The sequence below is a fragment of the Vogesella sp. AC12 genome, from assembly GCF_024437575.1.
GTDB lineage: Bacteria > Pseudomonadota > Gammaproteobacteria > Burkholderiales > Chromobacteriaceae > Vogesella > Vogesella indigofera.
On the sequence record NZ_JANFNU010000003.1, the window covers coordinates 265,790 to 291,451 of the forward strand.

The window sequence follows — 25,662 nt, forward strand, 5'->3', positions numbered from 1 at the left end:
AGCGACTGCCACCAGCGACGACGGAACCGGTAACAGCGCTCACCCTGCGCGGCAGCACCACCCGTTACCGCCGAGGCACCCAACTGCGCTCACGCCACACCGGCAGTTGCCTCCCCACCAACGCGATACACAAGATGTCGTAGCCCGCTGCGGCCAACCTTTGCCACGGCTTAGTCGTCAGCGTGCATTCGTGCAGCGCCAGCCAAGCACGCCGTGCGCCACCTGCTCCCGGTCGTTGGCGGCCGCATCACTGCGCCATCCGCCCAACATCCCGGCTACGAGCACAGCCTAGCGCTGTGACACAGCTCGCCACCTTGCCGCCTCGGCACCTCACTACCTTACCGTCCCCTGCCTCGCCACCGCACTGCGGTGACCCAACGCGACAGCAACCCGGCCTCACACCTCGACCAAGCCCATACGGCAACACCCCCGCCCATCACCGCGCAAATGCTTTTTGTAACGTATTTAAATCATGTATTTCATTACATATGTTACAAAATCGAGCACGCAGTGATTGCCGGCCAACGATGGCCATCCGGAAATGGTGCTGTAAAACAGTCTGCTCCGCAGTCGGATTGCACATTCACAAAGCCGCCGCCATCCAGCACAATGTTTCGATCGGAACAAGGAGACACCATGAGTCACGTGCAGCTGGACATTGCCACCCTCGACGACTTGCCGCAGATCGTCGCCATCTACAACAGCACCATCGCCGGGCGCATGGTGACCGCCGATCTGGAACCGGTCAGCGTCGACAGCCGCCTGCCATGGTTCCATGCCCACAACGCCGAACGCCGCCCGCTGTGGGTGGTGCGCGAACAGGGAGCTGTCATCGCGTGGATCAGCCTGTCCGATTTCTACGGCCGTCCCGCCTACAACGGCACCGCCGAGGTCAGCATCTATCTGGCGGAAAGCTGTCGCGGGCGCGGCATGGGCAGCCGCCTGCTGCAGCAGGTACTGGACATCGCGCCGCAGTACGGCGTGGAAAACCTGCTCGGCTTCGTGTTCGGTCATAACCTGCCCAGCCTCGCGCTGTTCCAGCGCCACGGCTTTGCGCAGTGGGCGCACTTCCCGCGCGTGGCAGTGCTGGACGGCGTGCACCGCGACCTGATCATCTTCGGCAAGGCGCTGGCCTGAGAACGAGTTCGCGATCTCGCACGCTCACGCGAGGCTAGGCGAAAACGGCTGAGGAAGCGGCGTTTATCCGGATAAGCATGCCGCAGCCGTTTTCAACGCCGTATCGCCCCGAGAGATCAAGCCGCGGCAGATCGTAAACCGGTACCGAGCCGCTCACACCGCGCCCGCAAGCCTCTGATAATGCAGTCTTTATAGCAGGAGCCAATGATGCTGACCCCGGACCAAATTGTCGCTTTTCTCGCCGCCGCCATGCTGATCACGCTGTCGCCGGGGCCGGACAACCTGATGGTGCTGAGCCTCGGCATCGCGCGCGGGCGGCGTCACGGCATGGTGTTCGGGCTGGGCTGCGCGCTGGGTTGCCTCAGCCATACCCTGCTGGCCGCGGCCGGCATCAGTGCGCTGCTGGCGGCGTCGGCCACCGCTTTCCTGGCGCTGAAGCTCGCCGGCGGGCTGTATCTGGTATGGCTGGGGGTGCAGGCGCTGCGCAGCCACGGCCGGCAGTGGCAGGGCGGCGGCCAGGGCCAGCAGGACGGGCTGGCGGCGCTGTTCGGCAAGGGGCTGCTGGCCAATGCCATCAACCCCAAGGTGGTGCTGTTCTTCCTCGCCTTCCTGCCGCAGTTCATCGTCGCCGACGGCGGCGCCATCGCCTGGCAGACGCTGCAGCTGGGGGTGCTGTTCACGCTGCAGGCGGCGCTGCTGTTCGGCCTGCTCGGCTATTTTTCCGGCTACGCCGGCCAATGGCTGATGACCACGCCGCGGCGCGGCATGTGGCTGGACCGCATCGCCGGCACCGTGTTCGTCGCCCTCGGCCTGCGCCTGATCTTCAGCCGCTGAGCGCAAAAGCAATGCGGCCAACCTTGTTGCAAGGTTGGCCGCATTGCTTTTGGCGTGCCGTCACGTGCGCCACGACGGCTACTCACCGTCCGCGAAAATCAAGAAAAAACACCAACACAAGCCGGTGTTGGCGCAAAAAGACGCCTGTTGGCGACATTTTCCACGCCGATGCGTCGTGACGCGGCAGGCCGCGCCGGCTAGTCGTGATCGGAAGGCGCCGCATCCACGGCGTGGCGCTGGCTACGGAACCACTGCGCGGCACTGCCCGTCCACGCCAAGTACAGCGCCAGCGCGTCCAGCAGCAACACCAGCGCATCGGCACCGTGCTGCCACCACGGCAGCGCCGTCGCCAGCTGGCTCAGCCACGCGAACAGCGACAGCAGCAGCCAGCCGCTGAGTGCCAGCCGCGCCCACGGCCGGCCGCGCGCCAGCTCCCACACCACCCACGCCGACAGGCCGTAGGCCAGCACCACGAAGGCCAGCAGCCGCGCCAGCTCCACCAGCGGCAAGGCACTACCCAGCCACAGCCGCTCGCCCAGCTGCGTCACCGCACCCAGCAGCAGCGACAGCCACAATAACTGCGCGCTGCAGCGCAAACGCAGCGGTATTTCGGCAAACCCGAACCGGTATTCCATGACATAGACTCACTCAAACCCGAAGCGCGCATTACAACGCGTTGCGCCCGCCGCTGCAAATCGTCATGCGGCGGCGCAAAACTTCATGCGAGAATCCCTTATCGCGACTTCGTCACCGAGCGTATGCCCACCGTCCCGCGCTTTTCCCTGTCCAGCCTCACCGCCAAGACGCTACTGCTCAGTGCCGCGCTGTGCCTGCTGCTGCTCGGCCTCGGCGCGCTGGAGCTGGCCTCCTCCTACCGCAGCGCGCTGAAGCAGGGCTTCAACCAGGCCCGCGTCACCAACCTGCTGCTGGCGGAATGGATCCAGCGCGAATTCCGCGAAATCGACCTGATCCAGAGCGCGCTGGCCAAGCAGCTCGGCGCCGCCGACTTTGCCGCCACCAGCGACAGCCCGGCGCGCAGCGCGCTGGAGACGCGGCTGGTACGTGCAATGCACGGCATGCCGCAAGCCTACGACCTGATTCTGGTCGACCGCGACTGCAAGCTGGTGCTGTCCTTCAAGGTATCGCCCGGCTTTGACGCCAGCGAGCGCAGCTACTGCAAGGCGATGCTGGCCAACAACCGCGACGACCGCTTCGTCAGCGAACGCTTCCACACCATCGCCGGCGACGACGTGGTGCTGGCTACGCAGCGGGTGCGCGGCGACGACGGCAAGGTGATCGGCCTGATCGGCAGCGCGGTACGCGTCGAGCACTTCCAGACCCAGATCAACCGCGCCATGATCGGCAACCGCTACGACGTGCTGGTCTTTGCCGACAAGCGGCGCCAGCTGCTGGCGCGCCAGCCGATGCTGCCGAAACTGCCGACGCAGCCGGTGCCGGACCCGGAAGCCGAGGCGATGATCCGCAACCAGCTGAGCGAGGCGCAGTACGAGGCGACCTCGCCCTTCGACGGCCGCCGCCGCCTGCACGCCACGCGCCAGATCGAACACCTGCCGGTGATCGTGTCGGTCGGCATCGACAAGGAAACCCTGCTCGAGCCGTGGTGGAGCAAGCTGGTGCTGTTCCTTAGCAGCTGGCTGGTGATGGTGCTGCTGATCGTGTACGCCACCCGCCGTTACCTGCACAACGTGGCGCTGAGCGAGGCGCTGTCGATCCGCAGCGCGGCGATCGACTACGCCGCCGAGGCCATCGCCATCGCCGACGGCAACGGCGTGGTGCAGTACATCAACCCGGCGTTCAGCAGCCTGACCGGCTACCGCCTCGACGAGGTGCGCGGCCAGCGCCAGCTGGCGCAGTTGCTGCTGGAACAGCAACCCGAGCTGCACGAGCAGCTGGCGCAGGCGATCCACGACGGCAAGCACTGGCGCGGCGAGCTGACCAGCACCCACCGCGACGGCCACACCTATGTCGAGACGGTGTCGGTGGCGCCGGTGCGCGACCAGTACAACGAGCTGATCCACATCGTCGCCATCAAGTACGACATCAGCGCCGCCAAGAAGCTGCAGGCCGACCTGGAACGCCTCGCCAACACCGACGAGCTGACCGGGCTGTACAACCGCCGCCAGTTCCTGCAACGCGCGCAGGAGGAAATCGCGCGCGGCCAGCGCTGGCAACGGCCGCTGTCGCTGGCGATGCTGGACCTCGACTTCTTCAAGCGCCTCAACGACCGCTTCGGTCACGGCTTCGGCGACGAGGTGCTGCGCCGCTTCGCCTCCTGCATCCAGTTCAACGTGCGGCTGGAGGATGTCTGCGGCCGCCTGGGCGGCGAGGAGTTCGCCATCCTGCTGCCGGATACCGACCGCTACAACGCCAGCCTGATCATGCAGCGGGTGCGCGAGGCGGTGGAGCAGATCAGCCTCGACAACCCGCTGGGCGGCGAGGCGGTGCGCTTCACCGTCAGCATCGGCATCAGCGAGCTGTACCCCGGCGAGGAAACGCCGACGCCGCTGATCGCGCGCGCCGACGCCGCGCTGTACCTCGCCAAGCAGGAAGGCCGCAACTGCGTGCGTACCGGCTGAGCACCGGTTCGCGCTCCGGGACCTGCGGCCAACCCTGGCCGCAGCGTTCCGTCTGATCCACGTCAAACCCCGTTGCCGCCGGCGCGGCTGTGTCCTGCCGATCGCGCCGCTCTGTGCCTGTTGCCACCGAGGCACGCCGCCTAAGCTCGGGCATCGTTTCTCTTTGGGTCCGCATCATGGCAACGCCCCTGCACTTCGTCTCCAGCAAAGTCTACCCGCGCCTCACCGGCGGCCGTTTCAACACCCTGCGCGTCGCCTTCGTGCTCGTCACCCAGCTGCTCTACTTCGGCCTGCCGTGGCTGAACTGGGACGGGCAGCAGGCGACGCGCTTCGATTTCGACAGCATGCGCCTGTACCTGTTCGGCCTCACCCTGCTGCCGCAGGACTTCATCTACCTGGCGGCGGCGCTGATCGTCGCGGCGCTGGGGCTGTTCCTGTGGACGATGCTGGCCGGGCGGCTGTGGTGCGGCTTTTCCTGTCCGCAAACGGTGTACACCGAGATCATGATCTGGATCGAACGCTGGGTGGAAGGCCCGCCCAACCAGCGCCGCAAGCGCGACGCCGCACCGTGGGGCGCGGAAAAAGTGCTGCGCAAGGGCGGCACGCAGCTGCTGATGGCCGCGTTCTCGCTGTGGACCGGCCTGACCCTGGTCGGCTATTTCACGCCGATGCGCGAGCTGGCGGCCAACCTTGGCACCGGCCACATCGGGGTGTGGGAGGCGCTGTTCGCGCTCAGCTACGGCGGCTTTACCTGGCTGCTGGCCGGCGTGCTGCGCGAGCAGGTGTGCAAGCACATGTGCCCGTACGCCCGCTTCCAGGGCGCGATGTTCGACCGCGACACGCTGCTGGTGGCCTACGACGACAAGCGCGGCGAACCGCGCGGCGCGCGCCGCAAGCAGCACGCCATCATCCCGATTGCGGCCAACGTTGGCCGCGACGACAAGCCGCAGGGCGCCTGCGTCGATTGCGGGCTGTGCGTGCAGGTGTGCCCGACCGGCATCGACATCCGCGACGGCCTGCAGTACGAGTGCATCGGCTGTGCCGCCTGCATCGACGTCTGCGACGAGGTGATGGACAAGACCGGCCAAGCGCGCGGCCTGATCCGCTTCAGCACCCAGCACGCGATGGAACAGCAGCAGCCGCTGCCGTCGCTGCGGCAACGGCCGCGCGCGCTGGTCTACAGCGGCCTGCTGCTGGCCATCGTCGCGCTGTCGGCCACCGGCCTCGCGCTGCGGGTGCCGTTCAAGGTCGACATCCTGCGCGACCGCGCGGTGATGCAGCGCGAGAGCAACGACGGCTACATCGAGAACGTCTACAACGTGCGCATCATGAACACCGAGCGCGACAGCCGCCGATACCAGCTGCAGGTGGAAAGCGCCGGGCTGGTGCGGGTGGAGGCACCCCCGCTGCAGGTGGCCGGCGACAGCGTCACCAGCTTCAACGTCGCACTGGTCGCCGATCCGGCACTGCTGCCCAGCGGCAGCCACACCGTCAGCGTGCGCATCGTCAACCTCGACGACCCGAGCCAGGTGCTGCACGAGGAAGCGCGACTGCTGATGCCATAGAACGTGTTCACGATCGCGCGCGCTCACGCGAGACAAGGCAAAAACGGCTGAGGAAGCGGCGTTTAGCTGGATATAAACCCGCACGCCGAAGCCGTACTCACCGTGTAACGTGTCACGAAGCGCAGCAGATCGTATACAGGTTCTAAAGCTTGGCCGCAGGCCGGCTCAGTGCTGGCGCAGCGCGCGCGCCAGCCAGTCCAGCGCCGCCTGCTGCCGCAGCGGATCGAAATAGCTGGCGTTCAGCCGCAGCGCGCGGCGGCCGGCCTCGCCCGGCAGGCACAGGGTGCCGGGTGCCAGCACGATGCCCTCACGCTCGGCGTCGGCCGCCAGCTGCACGCTGTCGCACGGCAGCGCATCCAGCCACACGAAATAGCCGCCCTCCGCCGCGCGCAGCACCACGCCGTCCGGCAGCCGCGGCTGCAACGCCGCCTCCAGTGCGCGCACCTTTTGCGCCAGCTGGCCGCGCAGGCGCGCCAGCAGCGGCAGGTGGCGACCGCCGGCCAGCAGCTCCGCCAGCGCCAGCTGGTTGGGCAGCGGCGAGGCCAGCGTGTGCGCCAGTTTCAGCCGGCGCACGATGTCGGCGTAGCGTCCCGGCGCCAGCCAGCCGACGCGGTAGCCCGGCGCCAGCGACTTGGAAAAGGTGCTGCACAACAGCACGCGGCCGTCGTGGTCGAGCGCCTTCAGCGGCTGCGGCACCGCATCGGCAAAACCGAGATGGCGGTAGGCGTCGTCCTCGATCAGCGGCACGTCGTACTGCTGCGCCAGCGCCAGCAGCGCCTGCTGGCTGGCCGCCGGCAACGAGCGGCCGTGCGGGTGGCAGAACGCGCTCATCAGCGCGATGGCGTGCACCTCGCCGGCGGCCAGCGCCTGCGCCAGTGTCGCCAGCGGCAGGCGGTCGTCGGCATCCGCCACCAGCGGCAGCACGCGCACGCCGTGCTCGCCCAGCCAGCCGAGCAGGCCGGGAAACGCCGGCAGCAGCACCGCGACGCAGGGGTCGGCGATGCCGTGGGTGACCGCGGCGATGGCCAGCGACAGCGCCTCCATGCCGCCGCAGGTCACCAGCACGTCGTCGGCCTGCAGCCGCCAGCCCTCGGCGTGCGCCTGCTGCGCGATCTGGCGCCGCAACGCCGGCAGCCCGGCCAGCGCCGGCTCGGCCAGCGCCTGGTCGTAGCGGCGCATGGCGCCGATGAAGGCGTGCGTCAGCGGCCGGGTGTCGTACAGCGCGGTGTCGATGAAGGGCGCGCCCAGCGGTGCGGCCAACCTGTCGGCGCCGTGCAGCGCGCCGGCGGCGACCACGTAACCGCTGCGGGCATGCGCCTCGACATAGCCCAGCCGTTCCAGCTCGTAGTAGGCGCGGCGCGCGGTATTGAGGCTGACGGCGTGCTGCGCCACCAGCTGGCGCAGCGAGGGCAGCGCATCGCCGGCCTGGTAGCTGCCGTGCTCGATGCTGTCGATGACCTGCTGGACGATGGTGCCGTATTTGCTCAAGAGGTGTGCTCGTTTGCCGGGGCTGAGCCGCCATTATGACGCTTTGCCGCCGTCGCGGGCAGCGCCGGCACCACGCCGCCGCGCTGGCGGAACACGCGCGGGGTGACGCCGGTGAGGCGGCGGAAGAAGCGGATGAAGTAGGCCGGCTCGGCAAAACCCAGCACATCGGCGATCTGGCTCACCGTCAGCACGGTGTAGATCAGGTTGCGCTTCGCCTCCAGCAGCTGACGCTGGTGCACGATCTGCAGCGCGCTGTGCCCGGTCAGGCGGCGGCAGACGCTGTTGAGATAGGCGCTGGTGACGCCCAGCTGCCGCGCGTAGCGGCTGACCGGCCAGTGCGCGGCGTAGTGCTGTTCCACCAGCGCCGAGAATTTCACCAGCTGCGGCTGGCCGCGGTCGGGCCGGTCTTCGCTGGCAACCGCCTGCGGCAGCTGCCGGCTGAGCAGCACCACCAGCGCGCACATCAGCGAGCGCAGCAGCACGTCGCGGCCGGCGGCGGGGGTCGCGTATTCGCGGGCGATGGCGAGGAACAGCGCGTCCAGCTCGGCATCGGCGGCGTAGCAGCCCGGCTGCTGCAGCAGCGGCGGGCAGTTGGCCAGGCACTCCTGCAGCCACGCCACCAGCGGCGCCGCCAGGGTGATGATGTAACCGTCGATGCTGTCGTGAAACTGGAAGCCGTGCACGCACATCGCCGGCACCACCTGGATCACCGGCACCGCCACCGGCGTGCAGTGCTCCTCGATGAACAGCGTGGCCGGGCCGCGGCGCACGTACAGCAGCTGGTACAGGTCGGCGTGGCGGTGCTGGTCGATCTCCCAGCCGTGGCGCTGGCTGCGGCTGGAGATGCTTTCACAGTGCAGCAGGTCCGGCGTCGGCCACGCCGCGCCCTCGCCATACAGCTTGAATACCGGAATGTCCCTGCTGGGCTGCAACATCATATTCCCCATGCGCTTCTGCGAAAAGTCCTGTTTTTTTACCTGAAATTGCCTGTTATGTCGCCCGCTGCTGACCAAAAATACCGTCACACCAGCCAGAGCGCTGGGCTATACACAGCAAAAAGCAACACAAGAGGAACGCGATCATGAAAACACAAGTCGCCATCATCGGCGCCGGCCCGTCCGGCCTGCTGCTGGGTCAATTGCTGCACAAGGCCGGCATCGACAACATCATCCTGGAACGCCAGACCCCGGATTACGTGCTGGGCCGCATCCGCGCCGGCGTGCTGGAGCAGGGCATGGTCAACATGATGCGCGAGGCCGGCGTCGCCGAGCGCATGGACCGCGAAGGCCTGGTGCACGACGGCATCGAGCTGATCTACAACGGCCGCCGCGACCGCATCGACCTGAAGGAACTGACCGGTGGCGATACCGTGGTGGTGTACGGCCAGACCGAAGTCACCCGCGACCTGATGGAAGCGCGCGCCGCCTGTGGCGCCACCACCATCTACCAGGCCGAGAATGTGCAGCCGCACGAGCTCAAGGGCGAAAAGCCCTACATCACCTTCGAGAAAAACGGCGAAACCGTGCGCCTGGACTGCGACTACATCGCCGGCTGCGACGGCTTCCACGGCGTGTCGCGCAAGAGCATTCCGGCCGAGGTGCTCAGCCACTACGAACGCGTGTACCCGTTCGGCTGGCTGGGCCTGCTGTCCGACACTCCGCCGGTGAACGACGAGCTGATCTACGCGCAGCACGAGCGCGGTTTCGTGCTGTGCAGCCAGCGCTCGGCAACCCGCAGCCGCTACTACCTGCAGGTGCCGCTGACCGACAAGGTGGAAGACTGGTCCGACGAACGCTTCTGGGACGAGCTGAAAACCCGGCTGCCGCAGGACGTGGCCGACAAGCTGGTGACCGGCCCGGCGCTGGAAAAGAGCATCGCGCCGTTGCGCAGTTACGTGGTGGAGCCGATGCAGTACGGCAAGCTGTTCCTGGTCGGCGACGCCGCCCACATCGTGCCGCCGACCGGCGCCAAGGGCCTGAACCTGGCCGCCTCCGACGTGTGCTACCTGTACCGCATCCTGGTGAAGGTATACAAGGAAGGCCGCACCGACCTGCTGGAGAAATACTCGGAGCTGGCGCTGCGCCGCATCTGGAAGGCCGAGCGCTTCTCCTGGTTCATGACCACGCTGCTGCACGACTTCCCGGACGCCGACGCCTTCGACAAGCGCATGCAGCGCACCGACTACGACTACTACACCAGCTCGCCGGCCGGGCTGAAGACCATTGCCGAGAACTACGTCGGCCTGCCGTTCGACGAAGTAGACTGAGCCGCCGGTGATTCCCCTCTGATGATGATTGCCAGCCCCGGCCCTGCCGGTGCTGGCTTTTTTTTACGCCGCGTTCCCTGATCCGGCGTGGCGCCGCCCTGGCGGGCCTGTTGTCCCGTCTGCGGCGACGCGCCTTGGTGCAGGTACGTGGCGAGGCCTTGTCCGCCGCACTGGACTGGCTCCGTGGCAGTGGCAGAAAGTGGCACTGGGCAAGGGGCCAGCCGGGCGGCAACATCAGGGCCGATCCCAAGCCCGGAGCCAGCCATGCCCTTGTACCAGCCCCCGTCCTTTGCCGCCGCGGCCAACGTTGGCCGCAATCTCGCCGCCGAGTTTCCGTTTGCCACGCTGCTGACCCAGCAGCACGACACGCCGTGGCTCAGCCACCTGGTGTTGCTGCCCGATCCGCACCACCCCGACTGCCTGCTCGGCCACCTCGCCGCCGCCAACGGCCACAGCGCCGCGCTGCTGAGCGCACCCAGCGTCGCCATCTTCCACGGCGAGCACGGCTATGTGTCGCCGCGCTGGTACGTCACCCCCGGCATGGTGCCGACCTGGAACTACCGCGTGGCGCATGCCCACGGCCAGGCCGAGGCGGTCAGCGGCGACGAGCTGGCCGCGCTGCTCACGCAACTGGCCGCGCGTTTCGAAGGCGCCGACGGCTGGACGCCGGCGGCGATACCGGCCGCGGCGCTGGCGGCGATGCAGCGCGCCATCGTCGGCTTCCGGCTGCGGGTCACGCGCTGGGAGATGAAGGAAAAACTGAGCCAGAACCGCAAGCCGGAAGACGTGGCCGCGGTGATCGCCGCGCTGCAGGCCGGCGACGGCGAACAGCGGCAGCTGGCGGCGCGCATGGCACAGCGGCAATAAGCGCCGCCAACAAAACCTCAGCGCACCCGAGCCAGGGCGCGCCAACGCAGACAGTACCCGTCGTACGGCAAGGAGGCGCAACGCAGGATCAGGGGTTTGCTTGGCGGCGCCAAGTCAGCCGACGCCGAGGCGGGCGTACACCTGCTGCCGCGTCTGCGTGACCAGCCGCGCCAGCTCGCCGCTGTCGCGCATTTTGCGCAGTTCGCGGTTGAAGCGGGCGATCAGCTCCGCCGCCTGCGGATGCTTGCGCGACACCACCACGCACAGCGGCGTGGTCCAGTACTCGCGTGCCTGCGGCACCAGCTGCCGCGCCTGCGACTGCCGCAGCGTGCTGCGTGCCAGCAGCTGCCCGGCCTCCCACTCCATCGGGAACAGGTCGATGCGGCCGGCCAGCAGCTTGCGCAGGTTGCTGCTGTCGTCGCTGGCGATGTCGACCTTGAGCACGCCCTGCTGCTGCAGGCTGCTGAAGGCATCGGAATAGAAATTGCCGGCGGTGATGCCGAAACGGTAGGGCGCGAGATCGGCCAGCGTCTGCCACGGATAGCTTTCGCCGGCGCGCTGGAACAGCACCATGCGGAACGGCATCACCGGCTCGGAAAACAGCAGGTCGCGCAGCCGCTCCTCGTTCGGCGTCCAGCCGAGGCTGCCGTCGACATCGCCGTTGCGCGCCAGCTGGATGGCACGATGGTTGGGATACCAGTCGTAGCGGACGCTGACATTGCCGCGGCGGAACACCTCGCTCACCACCGCCGACAGGATGCCGCCGCGCGGCAGCTGCTCGCCCATGAACGGCGGGTAGGCCTGGTTGGAAAAGCGCACCCGCAGTGGCGCGTCGCCGGCCAATGCCGGCAGCGACCATGCCAACAGCAGCAAGAGCATGAAATTGCGGAACAACGTCATATTCACCCCTGGCGGCGCCATTTTGCGTTGCATAGCAGCCTATCGTAAGCAGATGCTGTCGCCAAGCGGCAATAATACCCGCCGCCACGGGCGCTGGCGGGGCAAAAGCGGTACACTGCCGGCCTTGACCGAAACCTTCCCCAGCGAAAGCCCGCCATGGCACTGAAAGCCACCATCTACAAAGCCGATCTCACCATTTCCGACATGGATCGCGGCTATTACGACAGCCATAGCCTGACCATCGCGCAGCACCCGTCGGAAACCATCGAACGCATGATGCTGCGCATCGCGGTGTTCGCGCTGCACGCCGGCGAATACATGGCCTTCACCCGCGGCATCAGCGACGACGACGAGCCGGACCTGTGGCACAAGAATTTCAGCGACGAGATCGAGGAATGGATCGAGCTGGGCGAGCCGGACGAGAAGCGGCTGCGCAAGGCCTGCGGCCGCGCCGCCAAGGTGTGGCTGTATACCTACGGTGGCCGCGCCGCCGACATCTGGTGGCAGGGCATGGAAGGCAAGGTTGGCCGCTTCGACCACCTCAACATCTTCAGCATCACGCCGGAAACGCTGGCCGAGCTGGCCGCGCTGTGCGAGCGCAGCATGCAGCTCAACGCCACCATCCAGGACGGCACGCTGTGGCTGTCGTCGGAAAAAGGCAGCGTCGCGGTAACGCCGCAGCGGCTGTACGGCAGCGGCGAACGCTGAGCGGCACTCAGCCGGCTTGATGCATCGCCATCAGCCGCACAAAACCGCGCCGCGCCAGCGCCACGCCGTCGGCGCTGTCCAGCAGCTGCTGGTCGTGGTGCGCGCTCTGCACCAGCCCGAACAGCATGAAGGCCAGTAGCGCCACGTCGCAATCCGCCGCCAGCTCGCCGGCATCGCAGGCCTGCTGCAGCAGCCGCTGCAGCGTGTCGCGCTGCCAGCGCTGGCCGGCGACCAGCGCCTCGCGCACCGCGCCGGGCTGGTCGTCGAACTCGTAGGCTGCCGCCAGCAGCGGACAGCCGCCGGGATAGCGGCCCTGTTCCATGCGCGCCAGCCAGCCGTCGAACAGCGCCGTCAGCCGCGCCATGCCGCGTGGCAACGCCAGCGCCGGCTGCACCGTCTCGGCGACGAACTGCGCCTGCGCCGCCTGCACCACCGCCAGCTGCAGCGCCTCCTTGCTGCCGAAGTGGGCGAACAGCCCGCTTTTCGACAGGCCGCTGGCCGCCGCCAGACTGCCGATGGTCAGCCCGCTGACGCCAACCTGGCTGGCCAGCGCCAGTGCCTGTTGCAGAATTGCCTCTCTCGTTGCCGCCTTTTTCGTCATCGCTGCTTGCCTTGCCGCTGTCTTCGTGCAAAATAGCACGATCGTTCTATTTTAGGAATCACACTCATGACCGCATTCAGCAAAGTCGTCGAGGTCCGCTGGGCCGATATCGACGCCAACCAGCACATGCGCCACAGCGCCTACGCCGACCTGTGCACCCACACCCGGCTGGAGTGGCTGCAGGCGGCCGGCTTCGGCGCCGACGAGTTCAAACGCCAGGGCTTCGGCCCGGTACTGTTCCGCGAAAGCACCGATTATCGCCGCGAGGTGAACCTGGGGGAACGGCTGGACATCAATGTGCTGATCGCCGCCGCCAGCCCGGACAACAGCCGCTGGCACATTCGCCAGGAGATGCGCAAGGCGGACGGTACCCTGGCCGCTGTGTACGAGGTGGCCGGCGCCTGGCTGGACCTGCGCAGCCGCAAGCTGATCGCACCGCCGCCGGCACTGGCCGCCATCCTCGTCGCCTTGCCGCGCAGCGCCGATTTCGCCGCGCTGCCGTTGCCGCAAAGCGCCTGAACGGAGCCGCCATGACGCTCGCCGCCAGTATTGCCATCACCGTGGTCGCGCTGCTCCATGTCTACATCATGGTGCTGGAAATGTTCTTGTGGACGCGCCCGGCCGGGCGCCGCGCCTTCGGCCTGACGCCGGAGTTCGCCGCCGCCAGCCGCGTGCTGGCCGCCAACCAGGGGCTGTACAACGGCTTTCTCGCCGCCGGCCTGCTGTGGAGCCTGCTGCCGGGCAGTCCGGCCGCCATCGCGCCGTTCTTCCTCGGCTGCGTGATCGTCGCCGGCGTGTTCGGCGCCGCCACCGCCAGCCGCAAGATCCTGTACGTACAGGCCATGCCGGCGGCCGTGGCGCTGGCACTGTGGTGGCTGGCCTAGCGCGCAGCCAGGGTTGGCCGCAATGTGTGGCGGCGGGTTGCGGCGACGCCACACCGGCTGCGACAGCGGTGGGGTATCAGCGTACAATTCCGCCATTCTCGGCCGGGGCAAGATGACCACCGGCCGCACTTTTTTCAGGAATTGCGAGAAGCCATGTCCACACTGCTGCCCCTGCTGCAAGCCGCCGATGCCCAGCGCACCGCGCTGCTGGCGCAACTGCACGACGAAAACACCAATGCCTACCGCCTGTTTCACGGCAGCGTCGAAGGCCGCGACGGCCTCACCATCGACCGTTACGGCGATGTGCTGCTGATCCAGACCTTCCACACCCCGCTCAGCGACGAAGAGCACCAGACCATCCTCGACCACTACGCGCCGCTGGGCCTGCACGCGGTGTACAACGACCGCAGCGGCAGCAATTCGCGCATCGGCAACCCGCTGCCGGAAGCCGAACTGGCCGAGGCGCAACAGCCGCGCGTGATCAGCGAGCTGGGCGTCAACTACCACTTCGAGGCGCGTCACGACGGCCAGGACCCGTGGCTGTTCCTCGACCTGCGCGCCGGCCGCCGCCGCGTGATGCAGCTGGCCGAAGGCAAGAGTGTGCTCAACCTGTTCGCCTACACCGGCGGTGTCGGCGTCGCCGCTGCCAAGGCCGGTGCCAGCTTCGTGATGAACGTGGACTTCGCCGAATCCAGCCTGCGTGTGGCGCGCGGCAACGCCAAGCTCAACACCCTGGCCACCCGTCCGCGTTGCGTGCAGAGCGACTTCTTCCCGGCCATCCGCCAGCTGTCCGGCATCGGCCAGGCCAAGATGGTACGCGGCAAGAAAATGCCTCCGTTCCAGCCGCTGGAAGCGCGCCAGTTCGATCTGGTGTTCCTTGATCCGCCGCGTTACGCCAAGAGCCCGTTCGGCGTCGTCGACCTGATCAACGACTACGCGGCGTTGTTCAAGCCGTCGCTGCTGGCCACCGCCGAAGGCGGCATCATCATCTGCTGCAACAACGTGGCGCAGGTGGACGCCGATGCCTGGCTGGACCAGCTCAAGCGCAGCGCGGAAAAAGCCGGCCGCACCGTACGCGACGTGGAGTGGATCTCTCCGGAAGCCGACTTCCCGTCCTTTGACGGCAAGCCGCCACTGAAAATGGTGCTGCTGCACGTTTAAGCACGCCTTCGCCGCTATCCGACAGCGCCCGCCGGGCGCTGTCCCCGTTTCCACGCCCCGAGATCGAGCACTACCCTCATGAGCCAGCCGCTAAGCTATCTGCAAGCCTATCCCGCCGAACTGCTGGACAAGGTGCGCGCGCTGCTGGACCAGGGCCAGCTCGGCCAGTGGCTCGCCCGCCGCTATCCCGAGCGCCACGACGCCGGCACCGACCGCGCGCTGTACGACTACGTGATGGCACTGAAGCAGCGCTACCTGAAGAACGCGCCGCCGCTAGCCAAGGTGCAGTACGACAACAACATGCACCCGGTCAACGGTACGCTGGGCACCAACGCCTTCGTGTCGCGGGTACAGGGCGGCAAGCTGAAGTCGAAGAACGAGATCCGCATCGCCACCCTGTTCCGCGAGGCGCCGGAGCCCTTCCTGCAGATGATCGTGGTGCACGAGCTGGCGCACCTGAAAGAAAAGAACCACGACAAGGCGTTCTACCAGCTGTGCTGCCACATGCTGCCCGATTACCACCAGCTGGAATTCGACACCCGGCTATGGCTGACCGCGCGCGAGCTGGAACGCTGACGCGCAAGGTTGGCACGCAAGATGTGCGGTCAACCTTGCGGCTGACACCCACGCGCCGCGCGCCTACAATACGCACCCTGTTGATTTGACAACGATTTGCGGCACTACCCGCCGCCCATGAAAGCCCGATTATGTTGCGACTCGCCGAAATCAAGCTGCCGCTTGACCACCATGACTCCGCGCTGCGCGAGGCCGTCTGTGCCCGCCTCGGCGTGCCCGACAGCGCCATCCGCGCGCTCACCGTTTTCAAGCGCAGCTACGACGCGCGCCGCTCCTCGCAGCAGCTGATCTACATCGTCGATCTGGACATCGCCGGCGAAGACGCGCTGCTGAAAAAATTCCGCAATGACCCGCACGTCGGCGCCACGCCGGACATGAACTACTACTACGTCGGCCAGGCGCCGGCGACGCTGCCGTGCCGGCCGCTGGTGGTCGGTTTCGGCCCCTGCGGCATCTTCGCCGCGCTGATCCTGGCACAGATGGGCTTCAAGCCGATCGTGCTGGAGCGCGGCAAGGAAGTGCGACAGCGCACCAAGGACACCTGGGGCCTGTGGCGCAAGAACGTGCTGAACCCAGAATCCAACGTGCAGTACGGCGAGGGCGGTGCCGGCACCTTCTCCGACGGCAAGCTGTATAGCCAGATCAAGGACCCGCGCTACCTCGGCCGCAAGGTGATAGCCGAGTTCGTCAAGGCCGGCGCGCCGGAGGAGATCGTCTACGTCGCCAAGCCGCACATCGGCACCTTCAAGCTGGTGACGATGGTGGAGAAGATGCGTGCCACCATCATCGAGCTGGGCGGCGAGATCCGCTTCGAGCACAAGGTCACCGACATCCTGCTGGAGGGCGACGGCGAGCAGCGCCAGCTGCGCGGCGTGGTGCTGGAAAACGGCGAACAGCTGCTGTCCGACCACGTGGTGATGGCGCTGGGCCACAGCGCGCGCGACACCTTCGAGATGCTGCACGCGCGCGGCGTGTACATGGAGGCCAAGCCGTTCTCCATCGGCTGCCGCATCGAACACCCGCAGTCGCTGATCGACAAGGCGCGCCATGGCAAGCATGCCGGCCACCCTATCCTCGGCGCCGCCGACTACAAGCTGGTGCATCACGCCAAGAACGGCCGCGCGGTGTACAGCTTCTGCATGTGCCCGGGCGGCACCGTGGTCGCCGCCGCCTCCGAGCCGGGGCGCCTGGTCACCAACGGCATGAGCCAGTATTCGCGTAACGAGCGCAACGCCAACTCGGCGCTGGTGGTCAGCATCACGCCGGAAGACTACCCGGGCGACGGCCCGCTGGCCGGTATCGCGCTGCAGCGGCAGCTGGAAGAGCTGGCGTTCAAGCTCGGCGGCGAGAACTACGAGGCGCCGGCGCAGCTGGTCGGCGATTTCCTCGCCGGCAAGCCGTCCACGCAACTGGGTGAAGTCGAGCCGTCGTACAAGCCGGGCGTGAAGATGAGCGATCTCGCCAGCATCCTGCCGCCGTACGCGGTGGAGGCGATGCGCGAGGCGCTGCCGGCGTTCGACCGCCAGATCCGCGGCTACGCGATGCACGACGCGGTGCTGACCGGGCTGGAGACGCGCACCAGCTCGCCGCTGCGCATCACCCGTGGCGACGACCTGCAGAGCCTGAACGTACGCGGCCTGTATCCGGCCGGCGAAGGCGCCGGTTACGCCGGCGGCATCCTGTCGGCTGGCGTCGACGGCATCCGCATCGCCGAAGCGGTGGCGAAAAGCATGCTCGGCCTGCACTGAAGCAGCACAAGCCATTGCCATCGAAACGCGGCGCGCCAGCCTGGCGCGCCGCATTTTTTGCTGCGACCGCCTGGCGGCCGTGGTAAAACGCCCGTATGCACACGAGTCACGTCGCGGCAATTTTTAGTCGCACGTGCTAAAACCAAGGTTGGCCACAGGGCCACACACCGGTCCTTGCCACCAACCGGGTCATAACCAGCGCCCGGCACGTATCGGGCGCCCACCTGTTGAAACCCTTGCTTGCAAAGGAACTACCGTGAAGCTTTCCATCAAATCGCTGGCCATCGCCAGCCTCGCCGTCGCCGTTACCGGTTGTGCAGTCAATCCGCAAACCGGCCAGAATGAAATGAGCAAGACCGCCACCTACGGCCTCGGCGCCGCCGCTGCCTGCGGTATCGTCGGCGCGCTGACCCATGGCGGCAAAGGCGCACGCAACTCGGCACTGGCCTGCGGCGCACTGGGTGCCGGTGTCGGCGCCTACATGGACTACCAGGAAAAACTGCTGCGCGAAAAACTGGCCAACAGCCAGGTGCAGGTGCAGCGCGTCGGCGACCAGATCAAGCTGGTGATGCCGGAAAACATCACCTTTGCCACCGGCAGCGCCACGTTGGGCAGCGGCGCGGTGAAGACGCTGGGTGACGTAGCCGGCGTGCTGGCACAGTACGCCGACACCACCATGGTAGTGGCCGGCCATACCGACAGCACCGGCAGCCAGGCGCTGAACCAGAGCCTGTCCGAGCGCCGTGCCGCCGCCGTGGCCAGCGTGCTGCAGCAGCGTGGCGTCGCCGCCGCGCGCATCCGCAGCGTCGGCTACGCCGCAAGCCAGCCGGTAGCCGACAACGGCACTGCCGAAGGCCGCGCCAGGAACCGCCGCGTCGAAATCGCCATCGACCCGATCAAGCAGTAAGCCGTCAGCGCTACCACCACCGCCCCTGCCGCCCTGCGCCAGGGGCGGTTTTTTTGCGCTTAGCGTGGCGGAATGGAGTAGGTGCCGCTGACGTGCGCCACCGGCTCGGCGGCGCCGTCGGAGTACAGTAGCACCTCGCCCACCGCCAGCCGCTGCCCCAGCTTGAGGATGCGGCCTTCGGCGATGATGTCCGCCGGCGGCGGCTTGCGCAGGAAATTGATGTTGAGGCTGGTGGTCACCGCCAGCTCCACCGGGCCGATCATGCCCAGCACCACCGCGTACAGCGTGGCGTCGGCAATCGCCATCAGCGCCGGCCCGGCGACGGTGCCGCCGGGGCGGATCTGCGCCGGATTGAACTGCATGCGCAGCCGGGCCCGGCCGTAGCCGATGTGCTCGCAGCGGATGCCGAACAGCGCGCACAGCGGCAGCGCCTCGTCGATCAGTGCCTGAAAGGCCTGCGGGGTCATGCGTGCTGCCGTGTCGCCATGCATCATCTGCCATCCCTGACTACAGTGAAGTAAGCAGCTTAACAGCCGGCCACGTTGGCCGCAGGCTTTGCGGTATCATCGCCGTCCCTTTCCCTTATCCAGCGAGCCGAACATGAGCGACCTCACGCCCGTTACCCCCAAGCCCTGCCACAAGTGCGGCGCCCCCGCCGAGGTGGTCAAAGCCGGCTCGCGCCGTTTCTGGGTGCAGTGCTCGCGCTACGCCGGCCAGGGCACCTGCTCGGCGATCGGCTCGCAGGCCGACAATCGCAAGGAAGCGATCGCCAACTGGAACAAGATCCGCTGAACGCGGGCATTGTGCCGGCCATGGTCTAGCATGAAATCAGGATACGGTCGGAGATGCCTGTGCGCTTATTCCTGTTCTGCCTGCTGCTGAGTGCGGCACTGCCGGCGCTGGCCGGCGGCTGGCGCGTGGTCGGCGACGAGCAGTTCGCGCCGTACAGTTTCCAGTACGGCGAAGACCCGCAGCCGCGCGGGCTGGACGTGGAAGTGGTGCAGGCGGTGCTGCGCGAGGCCGGCATCGAGTACCAGCTGCGGCTGTACCCGTGGGCGCGGGTGAAGCAGATGCTGGCGCTGGGCGATGCCGAGATGGCATTCCAGTTCGCCGGCACCCCGGAGCGCAAGGCGCAGTACGAACTGGTCGGCCCGCTGCGCAGCGGCGCCACCGTGTTCATGACCACGCGCAAGCTGCCGCTGGCCGACTGGCGCCGGCTGGACGACCTGAGGCCGTATGTCGTCGGCCAGGTCAGCGGCTATGCCTACGAGGCCGCCTTTGACAGTTTCGAGCTGGTGCGCGACAGCAGCGCGCAGAATCCGCGCCAGCTGGTCGCCATGCTGCTGGCCGGCCGCATCGACATCATCGTCGGCGACCGCCTGCAGCTGATGCACTTCGTGCGCGAACAGCGGGCAGAGCAGCAGGTACGCATCCTGCCGCGCCCGCTGGTGGAAATGCCGCGCTATGTCGCCTTTGCCAAGGGCGACAGCGCGCGGGCACAACGCTTTGCCAGTGCGCTGCAGCGCCTGCAGCGCGCCGGCAAGCTGGACGCCATTTACCGGCGCTGGGGGCTGTAACAGCGTGTTCACGAGCTGGCGAGCGACGGCGCGACAGGGCGACAAGGGCTGAGCAAGCGGCGTTTGCCTGCTGGCAAACACGGCTGTCGCCACTGTTTGAACGCCGTGTCGCCCGCTGCGATCCGGTCGCAGCAGAATCGTGCGCCGCTGCCAAACGCACCCGTGTCCGGACAGGAAGGGGGACACCATGCGACACCTGTCTTTGCTGCTGTGCCTGATACTGGGCTCGACGCCAGCGTTGGCCGCAGAGCCGCCGGCGGTGCCCGGCTGGCAGGACTACCGCGACGGCAAGCTGGCCAGCGCGCGCCAGCACTTCGAGGAAGCGGCCGGCGCCGGCGACCGGGTCGCCGCCTTCAATCTGGCGATGCTGTACTGGCGCGGCGAGGCCGTCGCCACCAGCAAGCCCAAGGCGCTGTACTGGCTGCGCAAGGCAGCCGAGCAGCAGCTGCCGCAGGCTGAGCACGCGCTGGGCATCCTCTACGAGAACGGCGACGCGGTACCCAAGTCGCTGACGCGCGCCACCTACTGGTTCGACCGCGCCGCCAACCACGGCCTGATCGTGGCGCAGATCGACCTCGGCACCCAGTTTTTCCTCGGCCGCGGCGCGCCGCAGGACTACGCCCGCGCCGCCTACTGGTATGAAAAAGCCGCGGAACAGGGCGACGCCGGCGCGCAATACCTGATTGCCAGCATGTACGAGTACGGCCACGGCGTGCGCCGCGATCTGGAAAGCGCGATCCGCTGGTACGCCAAGGCCGGGGTGCAGGGCGATGTCGCCGCCACGCTGAAGGCAATCGAGCTGGCGAAACAGATCAGCGGCCAGGCGCTATAGCGCACAGCATGCAAAACGGCGGGGAAACCCCGCCGTTCTGGTCTGCGCCGCGCTCAACCCAAGCTCAACCCAGGCTGAGCGCCGTCTCGTCGTCCTCCGCCTCCTCGCCGAGGAAGCCGCCGCTCTGGTGCGCCCACAGCCGCGCGTACAGGCCGCCGCGCGCCAGCAGGCTGGCATGGTCGCCTTCCTCCACGATGCGGCCCTTGTCCAGCACGATCAGGCGGTCCATCGCCGCGATGGTCGACAGCCGGTGCGCGATGGCCACCACCGTCTTGCCCTCCATCAGCCGGTACAGGCTGCGCTGGATCGCCGCTTCCACCTCCGAATCCAGCGCGCTGGTGGCCTCGTCCAGCAACAGGATCGGCGCGTCCTTCAGCATCACCCGCGCGATGGCCACCCGCTGCCGCTGGCCGCCGGACAGCTTCACGCCGCGCTCGCCGACGTGGGCGTCGTAGCCGCTGCGCCCTTTCGGATCGGTCAGCGTCTGGATGAATTCGTGCGCCTCGGCGCGCTCGGCGGCGGCGATCATCTGCGCGTCGCTGGCGTCATTGCGGCCGTACAGCAGGTTGTCGCGCACCGAGCGGTGCAGCAGCGAGGTGTCCTGCGTCACCATGCCCACCTGCGCGCGCAGGCTGTCCTGCGTCACCTGCGCGACGTCCTGCCCGTCGATCAGGATGCGGCCGTGTTCCACGTCGTAGAAGCGCAGCAGCAGGTTGACGATGGTGGACTTGCCGGCACCGCTGCGGCCGACGAGGCCGATCTTCTCGCCGGGGCGGATGGTCAGCGACAGCTCGTCGATCACCGTGCGCGTGCCGCCGTAGCTGAAGCTGACCTGCTCGAAGCGCACCTCGCCGCGGCCAACCTTGAGCGGCTGCGCCTGCGGTGCGTCCTTGATCGCCACCGCGCGCGACAGGGTGTTGATGCCGTCCTGCACCGTGCCGATGTGCTCGAACAGGCTGGACATCTCCCACATGATCCAGTGCGAGATGCCGTTCAGGCGCAGCGCCATCGCGGTGGCCGCCGCCACCGCGCCGACGCCGACCGCGCCGCGCGTCCACAGCCACAGCGTGGCGCCGGCGGTGCTGGCGATCAGCAGCATGCTCAGCAGGTGGTTGACGATCTCGAAGCCGCTGACCAGGCGCATCTGGCGGTAGGCGGTGGCCAGGAATTCCTGCATCGCGCCGCGGGCAAAGCCGGCCTCGCGCTGGCCGTGCGAGAACAGCTTCACGGTGGCGATATTGGTGTAGGCGTCGGTGATGCGCCCGGTCATCAGGCTGCGGGCGTCGGCCTGCGCGCTGGCGGCCTTGCCCAGCCGCGGCACGAAGTAGGCCAGCGTCGCCACGTACAGCAGCAGCCAGCCGATGAACGGCCACAGCAACGCGGTATCGAAGCTGCCGACCACCGCGATCATGGTGACGAAGTAGATCACCACGAACACCAGGATGTCGGTGACGATCATCACCGTGTCGCGTACCGCCAGCGCGGTCTGCATCACCTTGGCCGACACGCGGCCGGCGAATTCGTCCTGGTAGAAGCTCATGCTCTGGCCGAGCAGGTGGCGGTGGTAGATCCAGCGCAGGCGCATCGGGAAGTTGCCGGCCAGGCCCTGGTATTTGCACATCGCCTGCAAGGCGATCAGCAACGGGCTGGCCAGCAGGATGCCGGCCAGGAGCAGCAGGTTGTGCTTTTGCTCCTGCCACAGCAGCGCCGGCGGCACCTTGCCCAGCCAGTCCACCACCGAGCCGAGCATGGAGAACAGCAGCGCCTCGAAGGCGCCGATGCAGGCGGTGAGCGTGGTCATCGCCAGGATCAGCGGCCGCGTGCCGGCGGTGGCCGCCCAGATGAAGGGGAAGAAGCCCTGCGGCGGTTGCGCGGGCGGGGTCTCCGGGTACGGATTCACCCGGCTTTCAAACCATGACAGCATAAAGAACACTCCTTTTCCCGACATAACAGCAAGGTTATGCCAGTACAGGTTATAAAACGGGCTAATGACAATAGCGTTAAGCGTATTAATGCGCAACATCTTTATCGCACTGTAGCGCAGCCGGCCAAGGTTGGCCGCAAACAAAAACGGCTGCCCGCGGGCAGCCGTTTTGCCTAGTCACGCCGGGCGTCAGGCGATCAGCGCTGCGCTGAGGCGGGTACGCTGCGCCGCCAGTGCCGGCGGCAGGCGGTCGGCCAGCTTGGCGAACCATTCGTCGTGCGCCGCCAGCTCGTGCTGCCAGGTGGCGTGGTCCAGCGCCATCAGCGCGGCAAAGCGCTCGGCAGTGACTTCGTCCAGCCCTTCCCAGTTCAGGTCGCCGTGTTCCGGCACCCAGCCCAGCGGGCCGGACACCGCCGCGGCGCGGCCCTGCACGCGGCCGACGATCCACTCCAGCACGCGCATGTTGTCGCCGAAGCCCGGCCACAGGAACTTGCCGTCCTTGTCGGTACGGAACCAGTTGACGCAGAAGATGCCCGGCGCCTGGCTGACGCGCTGGCCGATGTCCAGCCAGTGCTGGAAGTAGTCGCCCATGTGGTAGCCACAGAACGGCAGCATCGCGAACGGGTCGCGGCGGGTGACACCCTGCGCGCCAAAGGCGGCGGCGGTGGTTTCCGAACCCATGGTCGCCGCCATGTACACGCCCTCGGCCCAGCCGGCGGCCTGGAACACCAGCGGCACGGTGGAAGAGCGGCGGCCGCCGAAGATGAAGGCCGAGATCGGCACCCCGGCCGGGTCGTTCCACGCCGCGTCCAGCGACGGGCACTGGGTCGCGGCCACGGTGAAGCGCGCGTTCGGGTGTGCCGCCTTGCGCCCGGTCTGCTTGCCGATTTCCGGCGTCCAGTCCTGGCCCTGCCAGTCGGTGAGGTGTGCCGGCGCTTCCTTGCTCATGCCTTCCCACCACACGTCGCCGTCATCGGTCAGCGCCACGTTGGTGAAGATCACGTTCTCGTGCAGCATCGCCATCGCGTTGGGGTTGGATTTCACCGAGGTGCCCGGCGCCACGCCGAAGTAGCCGTTTTCCGGGTTGATCGCGTACAGCTTGCCGTCGGCACCCGGCTTGATCCAGGCGATGTCGTCGCCGACGGTGCTGACCTTCCAGCCGTTGTAGCTCTTGGGCGGAATCAGCATCGCGAAGTTGGTCTTGCCGCAGGCGCTGGGGAAGGCCGCCGCGACGTAGGACTTCTCGCCCTGCGGGCTTTCCACGCCCAGGATCAGCATGTGCTCGGCCAGCCAGCCCTGGTCGCGGCCCATGGTGGAGGCGATGCGCAGTGCGAAGCACTTCTTGCCCAACAGCGCGTTGCCGCCGTAGCCGGAGCCGTAGGACCAGATCTCGCGCGATTCCGGGAAGTGCACGATGTACTTGGTGTCCGGGTTGCACGGCCACGGCTTGTCGGCTTGACCGGCGGCCAGCGGCGCGCCGACGCTATGCACGCACGGCACGAAGGCGCCATCCTTGCCCAGCACCTCGTACACCGCACGGCCCATGCGCGTCATGATGCGCATTGACGCCACCACGTACGGCGAATCGGTGATCTCGATGCCGATGTGCGCGATCGGGCTGCCCAGCGGGCCCATGCTGAACGGAATCACGTACATGGTGCGGCCGGTCATGCAGCCGTCGAACAGGCCGTTCAGCGTGCCGCGCATCTCGTCCGGCGCCATCCAGTTATTGTTGGGGCCGGCGTCGGCCTTGTGCGCGCTGCAGACATAGGTGCGGTCTTCCACCCGCGCCACGTCGGACGGATCGGAGAAGGCGGCGTAGGAATTGGCACGCTTGGCCGGGTTGAGGCGGGTCAGGGTACCGGCCTTGACCATTTGCGCCAGCAACTGCTCGTTTTCTTCTGCCGAACCATCCACCCAGTGAATGGCGGCCGGTTTGGTCAGGGCAGCCACTTGGGCAACCCAGGCGATGAGTTCGGAATGCTGAATATAGGACGGTGCTTGCAGCGACATGACAAACCTCGACAACAGGGATGGACAGAGGGGGACAGCTGAGTCCGCCATTGTCGCCGATTTGTAGTCGGCGAGGTTCATCCCGACCTGCCAAAACGCAAACAACACCAAGTTTTTGCGCGGCAAACAGGGATTTGTTGCACGAAAAACAAAAAAATCCGGTAACACTGGTGACGTAAGCCTCAAGTTACGTAAGCGTAAAACTACATCATCCTGCGCCGCACAAGCTTGGCCGCAACCGCCTGCGCAGTCCGTGTCGCGGCCGCCGGCAGCGACAACGCTTGCCGGCGGCGGCCATCGCGTGTTCAATGCAATGACAATGACAAGCCACCAAGGAGCAGACATGGCCTTTGACGAAGCAGTGCACCCCGATCACTTCAGCACCCTGCGCCGCACCCCGTTTCCGCACACACTGATCGAACAGCAGCTGATGCAGATGGGCGGCGGCGGTGTCGCCGGCAGTACCTTCCGCAAGCAGGTGCTGCTGGCCGCCGGCTGGCCGCACGATGGCCTGGTGCCGTTTGCCAAGCACCCGCAGCTGGCCAGCACCACCTTCAACCGCATCCGCCTGCTGCTGGACGGCCACAGCCAGCCGGACACGCTGCTGGCGGCACTGGCCGCTTAAGCCGCCGGCCAGCCATAAAAAAAACCGCCTGTGCATCAGGCGGTTTTTTCATGGCCGGCAACGATCAGCCGGCGCTGACCGAGGCACTCTTCAGGATCACGTACAGCTCGTCCTTCAGCTGCAGCTTTTCCTTTTTCAGGGTCTCGATCTCCAGCGGCGTGGCCGGGGTGATGTGCGCTTCCATGTTCTTGATCTGCTGGTCAAGCTCGTTGTGCTTGTCGAACAGACGGCTGAAGCGGCTGTCTTCGGTTTTCAGCTGGGAAATCAGGTCGCGGAATTCTGGAAACATGGGCAGGCTCCTTGTGGGTGGGTCGTTGCCTGAAACAGGCGGTCGATTTCATGCTACGCCGGCCAGCCCCCCCCGATTTGATCCAGCGCAAGCAAGGTCAATGCCCAATGCATGGTGGTGCCGGCAGGCCGGCGCCCGCCATCTCAGAGCCAGTCCACGATCT

26 protein-coding genes are annotated in these 25,662 nt (G+C 67.1%); 17 read left to right on the plus strand and 9 right to left on the minus strand.

Annotated features, from left to right (window positions below):
• Window positions 1-636: 636 nt before the first annotated feature.
• Window positions 637-1,137, plus strand: a complete 501-nt coding sequence (locus NOM55_RS07585; protein WP_047968127.1) for a GNAT family N-acetyltransferase — start codon at window positions 637-639, stop codon at window positions 1,135-1,137.
• A 204-nt stretch (window positions 1,138-1,341) separates the two neighbouring features.
• A complete protein-coding gene (locus tag NOM55_RS07590) occupies window positions 1,342-1,971 on the plus strand; it encodes a LysE family translocator (protein ID WP_255908106.1) in 630 nt (209 codons plus the stop codon).
• 197 nt (window positions 1,972-2,168) lie between these two features.
• Here the strand turns inward: NOM55_RS07590 and NOM55_RS07595 are convergent, their stop codons facing one another.
• Window positions 2,169-2,606, minus strand: coding sequence for a hypothetical protein (locus NOM55_RS07595; RefSeq protein ID WP_255908107.1), 438 nt, complete (start codon window positions 2,604-2,606; stop codon window positions 2,169-2,171).
• Window positions 2,607-2,729: 123 nt separating this feature from the next.
• Between NOM55_RS07595 and NOM55_RS07600 the strand changes: the two genes are divergently transcribed.
• Together NOM55_RS07600 and ccoG are read left to right on the plus strand one after the other, a co-directional pair.
• On the plus strand, window positions 2,730-4,568 hold the full coding sequence (locus NOM55_RS07600; protein WP_047968130.1) for a diguanylate cyclase: 1,839 nt from the start codon (window positions 2,730-2,732) through the stop codon (window positions 4,566-4,568).
• 176 nt (window positions 4,569-4,744) lie between these two features.
• The gene (gene ccoG / locus NOM55_RS07605; protein ID WP_255908108.1) at window positions 4,745-6,133 is read left to right on the plus strand and encodes a cytochrome c oxidase accessory protein CcoG; all 1,389 of its coding nucleotides are present in this window, start codon (window positions 4,745-4,747) and stop codon (window positions 6,131-6,133) included.
• A 165-nt stretch (window positions 6,134-6,298) separates the two neighbouring features.
• On the opposite strand, the gene NOM55_RS07610 is transcribed toward ccoG, so the two are convergent.
• Together NOM55_RS07610 and NOM55_RS07615 are read right to left on the minus strand one after the other, a co-directional pair.
• A complete protein-coding gene (locus NOM55_RS07610; RefSeq protein ID WP_255908109.1) occupies window positions 6,299-7,621 on the minus strand; it encodes a PLP-dependent aminotransferase family protein in 1,323 nt (440 codons plus the stop codon).
• Complete coding sequence (locus NOM55_RS07615; protein WP_255908110.1) at window positions 7,618-8,559, minus strand: helix-turn-helix domain-containing protein; 942 nt, start codon at window positions 8,557-8,559, stop codon at window positions 7,618-7,620. Before NOM55_RS07615 ends, NOM55_RS07610 begins: the two co-directional genes overlap by 4 nt.
• Window positions 8,560-8,702: 143 nt before the next feature.
• Here NOM55_RS07615 and pobA point away from each other — a divergent pair, with 143 nt between their 5' ends.
• Together pobA and NOM55_RS07625 are read left to right on the plus strand one after the other, a co-directional pair.
• Window positions 8,703-9,887: a 4-hydroxybenzoate 3-monooxygenase gene (gene pobA, locus NOM55_RS07620; RefSeq protein WP_255908111.1), complete on the plus strand. Its 1,185-nt coding sequence runs from the start codon at window positions 8,703-8,705 to the stop codon at window positions 9,885-9,887.
• A gap of 264 nt (window positions 9,888-10,151) precedes the next feature.
• Window positions 10,152-10,754 (plus strand): FMN-binding negative transcriptional regulator, encoded by a 603-nt coding sequence (locus tag NOM55_RS07625; RefSeq protein WP_255908112.1) that lies wholly within the window; start codon window positions 10,152-10,154, stop codon window positions 10,752-10,754.
• A 114-nt stretch (window positions 10,755-10,868) separates the two neighbouring features.
• Here the strand turns inward: NOM55_RS07625 and NOM55_RS07630 are convergent, their stop codons facing one another.
• Window positions 10,869-11,654: an ABC transporter substrate-binding protein gene (locus NOM55_RS07630; protein ID WP_255908113.1), complete on the minus strand. Its 786-nt coding sequence runs from the start codon at window positions 11,652-11,654 to the stop codon at window positions 10,869-10,871.
• 156 nt (window positions 11,655-11,810) lie between these two features.
• Between NOM55_RS07630 and NOM55_RS07635 the strand changes: the two genes are divergently transcribed.
• Window positions 11,811-12,362 (plus strand): YaeQ family protein, encoded by a 552-nt coding sequence (locus NOM55_RS07635; protein ID WP_255908114.1) that lies wholly within the window; start codon window positions 11,811-11,813, stop codon window positions 12,360-12,362.
• A gap of 7 nt (window positions 12,363-12,369) precedes the next feature.
• Here NOM55_RS07635 and NOM55_RS07640 read toward each other — a convergent pair whose 3' ends face one another.
• Complete coding sequence (locus NOM55_RS07640; protein WP_255908115.1) at window positions 12,370-12,963, minus strand: TetR/AcrR family transcriptional regulator; 594 nt, start codon at window positions 12,961-12,963, stop codon at window positions 12,370-12,372.
• Between the two features lie 66 nt (window positions 12,964-13,029).
• Here NOM55_RS07640 and NOM55_RS07645 point away from each other — a divergent pair, with 66 nt between their 5' ends.
• The 6 genes from NOM55_RS07645 (at window position 13,030) to NOM55_RS07670 (ending at window position 18,239) form a co-directional block, all read left to right on the plus strand.
• Window positions 13,030-13,482, plus strand: coding sequence for a thioesterase family protein (locus NOM55_RS07645; RefSeq protein ID WP_255908116.1), 453 nt, complete (start codon window positions 13,030-13,032; stop codon window positions 13,480-13,482).
• Window positions 13,483-13,493: 11 nt separating this feature from the next.
• Entirely contained in the window at window positions 13,494-13,847 is a 354-nt protein-coding gene (locus tag NOM55_RS07650; RefSeq protein WP_255908117.1) for a DUF1304 domain-containing protein, read from the plus strand.
• Window positions 13,848-14,000: 153 nt separating this feature from the next.
• Window positions 14,001-15,008, plus strand: coding sequence for a class I SAM-dependent rRNA methyltransferase (locus NOM55_RS07655; RefSeq protein WP_255908118.1), 1,008 nt, complete (start codon window positions 14,001-14,003; stop codon window positions 15,006-15,008).
• 78 nt (window positions 15,009-15,086) lie between these two features.
• Window positions 15,087-15,584, plus strand: coding sequence for a M48 family metallopeptidase (locus NOM55_RS07660; RefSeq protein ID WP_255908120.1), 498 nt, complete (start codon window positions 15,087-15,089; stop codon window positions 15,582-15,584).
• Between the two features lie 131 nt (window positions 15,585-15,715).
• A complete protein-coding gene (locus NOM55_RS07665) occupies window positions 15,716-17,332 on the plus strand; it encodes an NAD(P)/FAD-dependent oxidoreductase (protein WP_255908121.1) in 1,617 nt (538 codons plus the stop codon).
• A gap of 256 nt (window positions 17,333-17,588) precedes the next feature.
• Complete coding sequence (locus NOM55_RS07670; RefSeq protein WP_245961099.1) at window positions 17,589-18,239, plus strand: OmpA family protein; 651 nt, start codon at window positions 17,589-17,591, stop codon at window positions 18,237-18,239.
• A 59-nt stretch (window positions 18,240-18,298) separates the two neighbouring features.
• On the opposite strand, the gene NOM55_RS07675 is transcribed toward NOM55_RS07670, so the two are convergent.
• Window positions 18,299-18,733, minus strand: coding sequence for a PaaI family thioesterase (locus NOM55_RS07675; RefSeq protein ID WP_245961100.1), 435 nt, complete (start codon window positions 18,731-18,733; stop codon window positions 18,299-18,301).
• A 106-nt stretch (window positions 18,734-18,839) separates the two neighbouring features.
• Between NOM55_RS07675 and NOM55_RS07680 the strand changes: the two genes are divergently transcribed.
• The 3 genes from NOM55_RS07680 to NOM55_RS07690 all read left to right on the plus strand — a co-directional run bounded on the left by NOM55_RS07680 (window position 18,840) and on the right by NOM55_RS07690 (window position 20,648).
• Entirely contained in the window at window positions 18,840-19,031 is a 192-nt protein-coding gene (locus NOM55_RS07680) for a Lar family restriction alleviation protein (protein ID WP_047968144.1), read from the plus strand.
• Window positions 19,032-19,084: 53 nt separating this feature from the next.
• On the plus strand, window positions 19,085-19,816 hold the full coding sequence (locus tag NOM55_RS07685; protein ID WP_156168058.1) for an ABC transporter substrate-binding protein: 732 nt from the start codon (window positions 19,085-19,087) through the stop codon (window positions 19,814-19,816).
• 187 nt (window positions 19,817-20,003) lie between these two features.
• Window positions 20,004-20,648, plus strand: a complete 645-nt coding sequence (locus NOM55_RS07690; protein ID WP_047968145.1) for a tetratricopeptide repeat protein — start codon at window positions 20,004-20,006, stop codon at window positions 20,646-20,648.
• A gap of 64 nt (window positions 20,649-20,712) precedes the next feature.
• Here the strand turns inward: NOM55_RS07690 and NOM55_RS07695 are convergent, their stop codons facing one another.
• A complete protein-coding gene (locus tag NOM55_RS07695) occupies window positions 20,713-22,572 on the minus strand; it encodes an ABC transporter ATP-binding protein (RefSeq protein ID WP_255908122.1) in 1,860 nt (619 codons plus the stop codon).
• Window positions 22,573-22,761: 189 nt separating this feature from the next.
• A complete protein-coding gene (locus NOM55_RS07700; RefSeq protein WP_255908123.1) occupies window positions 22,762-24,585 on the minus strand; it encodes a phosphoenolpyruvate carboxykinase (GTP) in 1,824 nt (607 codons plus the stop codon).
• Window positions 24,586-24,928: 343 nt separating this feature from the next.
• On the opposite strand from NOM55_RS07700, the gene NOM55_RS07705 reads away from it, so the two are divergent.
• Window positions 24,929-25,210, plus strand: a complete 282-nt coding sequence (locus tag NOM55_RS07705; protein WP_047968510.1) for a hypothetical protein — start codon at window positions 24,929-24,931, stop codon at window positions 25,208-25,210.
• A gap of 64 nt (window positions 25,211-25,274) precedes the next feature.
• Here the strand turns inward: NOM55_RS07705 and NOM55_RS07710 are convergent, their stop codons facing one another.
• Entirely contained in the window at window positions 25,275-25,499 is a 225-nt protein-coding gene (locus NOM55_RS07710) for a YdcH family protein (protein ID WP_047968488.1), read from the minus strand.
• Between the last annotated feature and the right edge of the window lie 163 nt (window positions 25,500-25,662).